A 7915-nucleotide genomic window follows, 5' to 3' on the forward strand; every position below is an offset into this window, starting at 1 on the left:
TGTCGGCCACCCGCGCCGCTCCGCCTTGCTCCCTGGCGCGATCGGGACCCTTTCAGGTGAAGGCGTCGGGCATCGATTCCTTGCGCTTGGCGACGAAGGCGAGCAGTGCCTCGTCGATCGCCGGGTCGAGATGGGGCGCCTCGTAGCTCTCCAGCCAGGTGCGGCAGAGCGCGTTGGCGCGTTCCTCGATGCGCTTGGAGCCCTCGATCTCCCACTGCTCGAACGAATTGTTGTCGGCGAGCGGCGAGCGGTAGAAGGCGGTCTGGAAGTTCGCCTGCGTGTGGGCACAGCCGAGATAGTGGCTGCCGGGGCCGACCTCGCGGATGGCGTCGAGCGCCTGCGCGTTCTCCGACAGGTCGACGCCCTCGGCCATCTTCTGCATCATGCCGAGCTGGTCCTGGTCGATCATGAACTTCTCGTAGGACGAGACGAGGCCGCCCTCGAGCCAGCCGGCGGCATGCAGCACGAAATTCGTGCCGGCGAGCAGCGTCATGTTGATCGTGTTGGCCGATTCGTGCGCGGCCTGGGCATCCGGCACCTTGGAGCCGCAGAGCGAGCCGCCCGTGCGGAACGGCAGGCCGAGCCGGCGGGCGAGCTGCGCCGCGCCGTAGGAGACCAGCGACGGCTCCGGCGTGCCGAAGGTCGGCGCGCCCGACTGCATCGAGATCGAGGCGGCGAACGTGCCGAACAGCACCGGCGCGCCCTTGCGGATGAGCTGGGTGAAGGAGGCGCCGGCCAGCACCTCGGCGAGGATCTGCGTCAGCGTGCCGGCGACCGTGACCGGGCTCATCGCGCCCGACAGGATGAAGGGCGAGACGACGCAGGCCTGGTTGTGGCGCGCATAGACCTTGAGCGCCCCCACCATGGTCTCGTCGAAGACCATCGGCGAGTTGGCGTTGATGAGGTTCAGCGTCACCGTGTTGTTCTCGACGAAATCCTCGCCGAAGACGATCTTGGCCATGGCGATCGTGTCCTCGGCGCGCTCCGGCGCCGTGACCGAGCCCATGAACGGCTTGTCGGAATATTTGATGTGGCTGTAGACCATGTCGAGGTGGCGCTTGTTCACCGGCACGTCGACCGGCTCGCAGACCGTGCCGCCGGACGAATGCATCGACGGCGCCATGTAGGCGAGCTTCACGAAGTTGCGGAAATCCTCGATCGTCGCATAGCGGCGGTTGCCTTCGAGGTCTCGCACGAAGGGCGGGCCGTAGACGGGGGCGAAGACGGTGGCCTTGCCGCCGATCTCGCAATTGCGCTCGCCGTTGCGCGCGTGCCAGGTGAAGGTCGAGGGCGCGGTCTTCAGCAGCTCGCGGCAGAGGCCCTTCGGGAAGTGCACGCGCTCGCCCCTGACGTCGGCGCCGGCCTCCTTCCAGAGCGCGAGCGCCTCCGGGTCCTCGCGGAACTCGATGCCGATCTCCTCCAGCACCCGGTCGGCATTGCGCTCGATCAGCTGCAGGCCCTCCTCGTCGAGGACCTCGTATTCGCGGATCTTGCGCCGGATATAGGGAAGCGACGGGCCGGGACCGCCGCCCGTGCGCGACGCGCGACGCGCCGCAGCTCCCCGTCCCTCGCGCGAACGTCGTCCGCCGCCCTCGCCTTCGACCTGCCGGATTTCCTCATTCATGGTGCCGTTTCCTCAAGAATTGTCTCCAGTGCCGAACGGCACCCTCGCCTTATGCTAGCAAGCCGCCGGGGCGGGACGGGTCTTTATGCGCCAAGCCATGGCGCACGCTGGACACCGCCGACCATAGCGGCAAAACGGAAAAGATCGTAGCGCCATTGTCCTGTTTGCGCTGTCAATTCACGGCTTTGCGCGTTATGGATGGAAGAAGCGTTCGGCGGGTCGCTTTTCATCCCATGCGGCGTCGCTTTCGAAAACAGGTCCGCGCGCTTTGGAAGCTATCAATTGTCCGACGCACCTGCCCCTTGCAGTGCCGATGGAGACGAGGAAAACCCATGTCTGACGACGAAATCATTCTCGCCGATCTCTCCGACGAAGAGCTTGTGCAGCAGATGCACGACGACCTCTACGACGGCCTGAAGGAGGAGATCGAGGAAGGCACCCGCATCCTGCTGGAGCGCGGCTGGGCCCCCTACGACATCCTTACCCAGGCGCTGGTCGAGGGCATGCGCATCGTCGGCGTCGACTTCCGCGACGGCATCCTCTTCGTGCCGGAAGTGCTGCTGTCGGCCAACGCCATGAAGGCCGGCATGCACATCCTGCGCCCGCTTCTCGCTGCCACCGGCGCGCCGAAGCAGGGCAAGATGGTGATCGGCACCGTCAAGGGCGACATCCACGACATCGGCAAGAACCTCGTCGGCATGATGATGGAGGGCGCCGGCTTCGACGTCATCGACCTCGGCATCAACAACCCGGTCGAGAACTATCTCGAAGCGCTGGAGCGCGAGCAGCCGGACATCCTCGGCATGTCGGCGCTGCTCACCACCACCATGCCCTACATGAAGGTCGTCATCGACACGATGAAGGAGAAGGGCCTGCGCGACGACTATATCGTGCTCGTCGGCGGCGCGCCGCTCAACGAGGAGTTCGGCAAGGCCGTCGGCGCCGACGCCTACTGCCGCGACGCGGCGGTGGCCGTGGAGACGGCGAAGGAATACATCAAGCGCAAGCACAACATGCTTGCCGGCGCCTGAGGCGCCCTCGATCGGTCCGCACGGCGCCCTCGTGCGCCGCGCGGCGAAGGCCGGGTTCCCACCCTCCCCTCGACGGGAAGGTCGGACCGGAGGTCCGGGGTGGGGTGGCGCGGCAGACGCCGTCGTGCGATCGCCCCCACCCGCCGCTCCGCGGCGGCGACCTCCCCGTCTAGGAGGCGGAGCCGTTACTCGGCGGCGCCGGCGACGCGGTTGCCGGCGTCCTGCGTCGCATCGACGGCATTGGCCGTATCCTGACCCATGCCGCGAATGGTGTTGCCGCAGGCGCTGAGCGCCAGGAGCGCGGCGAGAACGATGCCGATACGGGAAAGCTGTGTCGCTATCATGGTCGGGAGTCCCTTCATGGATGAGTTCGATTCGGAAGTTCGGCACGAAAGCCCGCTTGAGAAACGCCCGAACGCCGAAAAGGTTCGCGTCATCGCCTGCGGTGCCATCGCCCGCGAGGTCCTCGCCATCCGCGCGGCGAACGGCCTCGACCACATCGACCTCGTCTGTCTTCCCGCCATCTGGCACGCCCATCCGCAGAAGATCACCCCCGGCGTGGAACAGGCGATCGCCGAGGCGCGCGCGGCGGGCTACGGGCGCATCTTCGTCGGCTATGCCGATTGCGGCACCGGCGGGCTGCTCGACCGGCTCTGCGAGCGCGAGGGCGTGGAGCGCATCGCCGGGCCGCACTGTTATTCCTTCTTCACCGGCAACGACGCCTTCGCCGAGAAGGACGACGACGTCACCGCCTTCTTCCTCACCGATTTCCTCGCCCGCCAGTTCCGCTCCTTCGTCATCGAGCCGCTCGGCCTCGACCGCCACCCGGACCTGAAGGACATGTATTTCGGCAACTACACCCGCCTCGTCTATCTCTCGCAGATCGAGGACGAGGCGCTGCAGGAGAAGGCGCGCGAGGCCGCCGCCTATCTCGGCCTCGAATACGAGTACCGCCACACCGGCTACGGCGACCTGACGGCCGAACTGCTGCGGGCGCGCTAAGGATCGGTTAGGTCTTTGCGGTAAGACTGCACGAAATCGCCCCTCACCCGACCCTCTCCCCGCAAGCGGGGAGAGGGAGCGATACGGCGCGGCAGGCCCCTTCTCCCGTTCACGGGGAGAAGGTGGCGGCAGCCGGATGAGGGGCACCCCGCAACGCGAGACCGTTCGATGACCGTCGCCGTCCTGATTCAGCCCGGCCCCAATCCGGAAATCGTCGTCAACGCGCTGAAGGCCGAATTCCCCGACCTCGTCGTCATCGAGGAGCAGCCGGAATCGAAAAAACTCTTCATCCGGCGGCGGGCGAAAAAGCTCGGCTGGGCGCAGGCGCTCGGCCAGCTTACCACCATGGTCGTGTCGAAAGTCGGCAAGCGCTTCACCCGCGCGCGGACCGAGGAAATCCTTCAGCAATTCGCCGCAAACCCTTATCCCGACTCGCAAATCCGCCGCATCGCCGTCCCCTCCGCCAACAGCCCCGAATTCCTGCGCGCGCTGGACGAGATCCGCCCGCGGGCGCTTCTCCTCGTCAGCTGCCGCATGCTGACGCGCGACACGCTCGCCGCCATCGCCTGCCCCGTCCTCAATTTCCATGCCGGCATCAACCCGCGCTATCGCGGGCTGCAGGGCGGCTACTGGGCGCGGGTGATGCGCGACGAGGAGAATTTCGGCGCGACCGTCCATCTCGTCGATGCCGGCGTCGACACCGGCGGCGTCCTCTACCAGCACCGCATGACGCCGTCGAAACGCGACACGATCCACACCTATCCCCTGCTCCAGACGGCCGCCTCGACGGGGATCGTCGTCCAGGCGATGCGCGACGCCGTCGCCGGCACGCTCAGGCCGCGGGAAATGGCGGGGCCCTCGCGTCAATGGTATCATCCGCCGGTCTGGAGCTGGCTCTGGACGGGCATGACGCGCGGCATCTGGTGATCCGTCAATATCGCGAAATCCCGCGTCGTTTTTGAGCATGGGGCAGTCGTGGCGAGTGAAGCCCGCGCCGCGGCCAGAAAGCATTGTCAGCGCTGAAGCAATTCCAGGAAAAGCGTGCGACGGCTTTCCGTCCGGACTTGCGAAAAGAGGAGGAGCGTTTCCGCGGTTCGGAGAAACACGCAGACGCTCCGGGAGAACATTCGACATGGCAGACCGCATCATCGTCTACTGGCGCGACATTCCCGCCCAGGTCATCGTCAAGCAGGGCCGCAGGAGCGCCAAGCGGGAACTCTCGCTGCGCTTCACCGAGGCGATCGACATGTGCGCCATGCGCACCGGCGCCTCTGAGACCGACGACTACCTCGCCGACTGGCGCAAGGCCGATCCGGTCCCGGTCTCCGACGACCTGGAGGCGGAGGCCGACAAGACCGCCGCCGAGCTCGAAGCCGCCTACGACCGCGAGCGCCTCGTCGCCCTCGTCAAGGCCGGGGGGCGCGAGAATGGCTGACCCGAAGCCCGGCAACGCCGCGCCGGCGAAGAAGGCCGCGACCGGCGCCTACACGCCGGCCGGCGTCTCGCCGAACCGCCGTGCCCGCCGCAAATACACCGTGCGGCTCTGGGCGGTGCGCCACTCGCGCTTCTTCGAGTGGTTCTACAACCGCTTCGCCGCCGCCTTCCTGCTGCTCCATCCCGTCTGGAAGTTCTTCGGCTACGAACGGGTGGAACGGCCGATCACCTTCGTCGAGCGTCACGTGAAGGACTTCCTGTTCGACTGTCGCATGTGCGGCCAGTGCGCGCTGTCGTCGACCGGCATGTCCTGCCCGATGAACTGTCCGAAACAGTTGAGGAACGGTCCCTGCGGCGGCGTCCGCGCCAACGGCCATTGCGAGGTCGAGCCGGACATGCCCTGCGTCTGGGTCCAGGCGTGGAAGGGCTCGCGCAACATGGTCCGGGGAGACGCCATCATGAACGTGCAGAAGCCGGTGAACCAGTCGCTGCGCGAAACCTCCTCCTGGCTGCGGGTGACGGCGGAAGCCGCCGCCGCCCGCGAGGCCGCCGCCGGAAAGGACGCCTGATCCATGGCGCATATCGACGAGAACCCGCTCGGGCCGCACCTGCCGCTCGATCCGCTGCCCGGCCATTCCTCGCTCGGGCGGCTGGAGCGCGTGCTGCGCCGCGGCGAATTCGCCGTCACGGCCGAGCTCAACCCGCCCGACAGCGCCAACCCGGAGGACGTCTACCAGCGCGCGGCGATCTTCGACGGCTGGGTCGACGGCATCAACGCGGTCGACGCCTCGGGGGCGAACTGCCACATGTCCTCGGTCGGCATCTGCGCGCTGCTGACCCGCATGGGCTACGCGCCGATCATGCAGATCGCCTGCCGCGACAAGAACCGCATCGCCATCCAGGGCGACGTGCTGGGTGCCGCCGCCATGGGCGTGTGCAACATCATGTGCCTCACCGGCGACGGCGTGCAGGCCGGCGACCAGCCGGGCGCCAAGCCCGTCTTCGACCTCGACTGCATGTCGCTCTTGGAAACCGTGCGCATCATGCGCGACAATGCGAAATTCCTCTCCGGCCGCAAGCTGACGACGCCGCCGAAGGTTTTTCTGGGTGCGGCGATCAATCCGTTCGCGCCGCCCTACGACTTCCGCCCCTACCGGCTCGCCAAGAAGATCGAGGCCGGCGCGCAGTTCGTGCAGAGCCAGTATTGCTTCGACGTGCCGATGTTCCGCGAATACATGAAGAAGGTGCGCGACCTCGGCCTCGACGAGAAATGCTTCATCCTCGTCGGCGTCGGGCCGATGGCGTCCGCCAAGACGGCGAAATGGATCCGCTCCAACGTGCCGGGCATCCATATCCCGGATTCGGTCATCGCGCGCCTCGAAGGCGCCGAGGACCAGAAGAAGGAAGGCAAGCAGCTCTGCATCGACATCATCAACGAGGTGAAGGAGATCGAGGGCGTGTCGGGCGTCCACGTCATGGCCTATCGCCAGGAGGAATATGTCGCCGAGATCGTCCACGAGTCGGGCGTGCTCAAGGGCCGCCAGCCCTGGAAACGCGAGCCGAACCCCGTCGACCAGCTCGTCGCCGAACGCATCGAGGCCGCCCGCAGCGGCCAGGAACAGGACCAGCAGCAGATGGCGCAGAAAGCCGCCCGTCAGCCGCATTGAACGGAAAGCCAGCCATGTTGGAACACCCCCCTCATCCGCCTGCCGGCACCTTCTCCCCGCCGGGGAGAAGGGGAAGAACGCCGGCATCTCGTTTCCCTTCTCCCCTCGGGGAGAAGGTGGCCCGAAGGGCCGGATGAGGGGGCTCCCGCTCCAGCCGCCGACCAGCATTGCAACACCGAAAATCGCGCGCTAGACCACACCCAGCGCCCCGCCCAAGAGGACCCTATATGACCCGTACCATCGTCGCTTCCGCCACCCGCGAGATCGTCATCGGCTTCGACCAGCCCTTCTGCGTGATCGGCGAGCGCATCAACCCGACCGGCCGCAAGAAGCTCGCCGCCGAGATGATCGAGGGCAATTTCGAGACCGTCATCAAGGACGCGCTGGAGCAGGTCGCCGCCGGCGCGACGATGCTCGACATCAATGCGGGCGTCACCTCCGTCAACCCGAACGAGACGGAGCCGGGCCTCCTGGTGCAGACGCTGGAGATCGTCCAGGGCCTCGTCGACATCCCGCTCGCCATCGACAGTTCGGTGACGGCGGCGATCGAGGCCGGCCTCAAGGTCGCCAAGGGCCGCCCGCTCGTCAATTCCGTCACCGGCGAGGAGGAGAAGCTCGAGGCCATCCTGCCGCTGGTCAAGAAATACGACGTGCCGGTCGTCGCCATCTCCAACGACGAATCGGGCATCTCCATGGACCCGGACGTCCGCTTCGCCGTCGCCAAGAAGATCGTCGAGCGCGCCATGGACCACGGCATCAAGCCGGAGGACGTGGTGGTCGACCCGCTCGTCATGCCGATCGGCGCGCTGGGCGACGCCGGCCGCCAGGTCTTCCAGCTTCTCTATCGCCTGCGCAACGAGCTGAAGGTCAACACGACCTGCGGCCTCTCCAACATCTCCTTCGGCCTGCCGCACCGCCACGGCATCAATGCCGGCTTCATCCCGATGGTGATCGGCGCGGGCATGACCTCCGCCATCATGAACCCCTGCCGACCGCAGGAGATGGAGGCGGTGCGCGCCGCCAACGTCCTGAGCGGCACCGACCCGAACTGCACCAACTGGATCATGACCTACCGCGACCACAAGCCCGCCGAGGGCGGCGCCACCGCGGCGGCGGCGCCGGCGGCCGGCGGCGGCGGCCGTCGCGGCGGCCGTGCA

Annotated in this window: 9 protein-coding genes; 7 read left to right on the forward strand and 2 right to left on the reverse strand. The window is 67.0% G+C overall.

The annotated features are described in order from the left end of the window. Nucleotides 1-52: 52 nt before the first annotated feature. A complete protein-coding gene (locus NNZ72_RS21890) occupies nt 53-1624 on the reverse strand; it encodes a trimethylamine methyltransferase family protein (RefSeq protein ID WP_257317805.1) in 1572 nt (523 codons plus the stop codon). Nucleotides 1625-1956: 332 nt separating this feature from the next. On the opposite strand from NNZ72_RS21890, the gene NNZ72_RS21895 reads away from it, so the two are divergent. Further along, nucleotides 1957-2655: a cobalamin B12-binding domain-containing protein gene (locus tag NNZ72_RS21895; protein WP_257317806.1), complete on the forward strand. Its 699-nt coding sequence runs from the start codon at nt 1957-1959 to the stop codon at nt 2653-2655. Nucleotides 2656-2840: 185 nt separating this feature from the next. On the opposite strand, the gene NNZ72_RS21900 is transcribed toward NNZ72_RS21895, so the two are convergent. After that, nucleotides 2841-2999: an entericidin domain-containing protein gene (locus tag NNZ72_RS21900; protein WP_257317807.1), complete on the reverse strand. Its 159-nt coding sequence runs from the start codon at nt 2997-2999 to the stop codon at nt 2841-2843. A gap of 16 nt (nt 3000-3015) precedes the next feature. On the opposite strand from NNZ72_RS21900, the gene NNZ72_RS21905 reads away from it, so the two are divergent. The 6 genes from NNZ72_RS21905 to NNZ72_RS21930 form a co-directional block, all read left to right on the forward strand. Further along, nucleotides 3016-3657 carry a DUF1638 domain-containing protein gene (locus NNZ72_RS21905; RefSeq protein ID WP_257317808.1) on the forward strand — a complete coding sequence of 214 codons (642 nt, stop codon included), beginning with the start codon at nt 3016-3018 and terminating at the stop codon, nt 3655-3657. A 168-nt stretch (nt 3658-3825) separates the two neighbouring features. Then, entirely contained in the window at nt 3826-4584 is a 759-nt protein-coding gene (locus tag NNZ72_RS21910) for a formyl transferase (RefSeq protein ID WP_257317809.1), read from the forward strand. 205 nt (nt 4585-4789) lie between these two features. After that, nucleotides 4790-5092 (forward strand): virulence factor, encoded by a 303-nt coding sequence (locus tag NNZ72_RS21915; protein ID WP_257317810.1) that lies wholly within the window; start codon nt 4790-4792, stop codon nt 5090-5092. Continuing rightward, nucleotides 5085-5660, forward strand: coding sequence for a methylenetetrahydrofolate reductase C-terminal domain-containing protein (locus NNZ72_RS21920; RefSeq protein ID WP_257317811.1), 576 nt, complete (start codon nt 5085-5087; stop codon nt 5658-5660). Before NNZ72_RS21915 ends, NNZ72_RS21920 begins: the two co-directional genes overlap by 8 nt. Before the next feature lie 3 nt (nt 5661-5663). Then, a complete protein-coding gene (locus NNZ72_RS21925) occupies nt 5664-6758 on the forward strand; it encodes a methylenetetrahydrofolate reductase (RefSeq protein WP_257317812.1) in 1095 nt (364 codons plus the stop codon). A 227-nt stretch (nt 6759-6985) separates the two neighbouring features. Beyond that, nucleotides 6986-7915, forward strand: a 930-nt coding sequence (locus NNZ72_RS21930) for a methyltetrahydrofolate cobalamin methyltransferase (RefSeq protein ID WP_257317813.1), incomplete at its 3' end; no start/stop codon positions are given.

This window comes from Shinella pollutisoli, from assembly GCF_024609765.1.
GTDB lineage: Bacteria > Pseudomonadota > Alphaproteobacteria > Rhizobiales > Rhizobiaceae > Shinella > Shinella pollutisoli.

What these genes read in the sequence shown, in the direction of transcription:
- NNZ72_RS21890 (WP_257317805.1), bottom strand. Translation starts at nt 1,624, where the DNA reads ATGAATGAGGAAATCCGGCAGGTCGAAGGCGAGGGCGGCGGACGACGT.
- NNZ72_RS21895 (WP_257317806.1), top strand. Translation starts at nt 1,957, where the DNA reads ATGTCTGACGACGAAATCATTCTCGCCGATCTCTCCGACGAAGAGCTT.
- NNZ72_RS21900 (WP_257317807.1), bottom strand. Translation starts at nt 2,999, where the DNA reads ATGATAGCGACACAGCTTTCCCGTATCGGCATCGTTCTCGCCGCGCTC.
- NNZ72_RS21905 (WP_257317808.1), top strand. Translation starts at nt 3,016, where the DNA reads ATGGATGAGTTCGATTCGGAAGTTCGGCACGAAAGCCCGCTTGAGAAA.
- NNZ72_RS21910 (WP_257317809.1), top strand. Translation starts at nt 3,826, where the DNA reads ATGACCGTCGCCGTCCTGATTCAGCCCGGCCCCAATCCGGAAATCGTC.
- NNZ72_RS21915 (WP_257317810.1), top strand. Translation starts at nt 4,790, where the DNA reads ATGGCAGACCGCATCATCGTCTACTGGCGCGACATTCCCGCCCAGGTC.
- NNZ72_RS21920 (WP_257317811.1), top strand. Translation starts at nt 5,085, where the DNA reads ATGGCTGACCCGAAGCCCGGCAACGCCGCGCCGGCGAAGAAGGCCGCG.
- NNZ72_RS21925 (WP_257317812.1), top strand. Translation starts at nt 5,664, where the DNA reads ATGGCGCATATCGACGAGAACCCGCTCGGGCCGCACCTGCCGCTCGAT.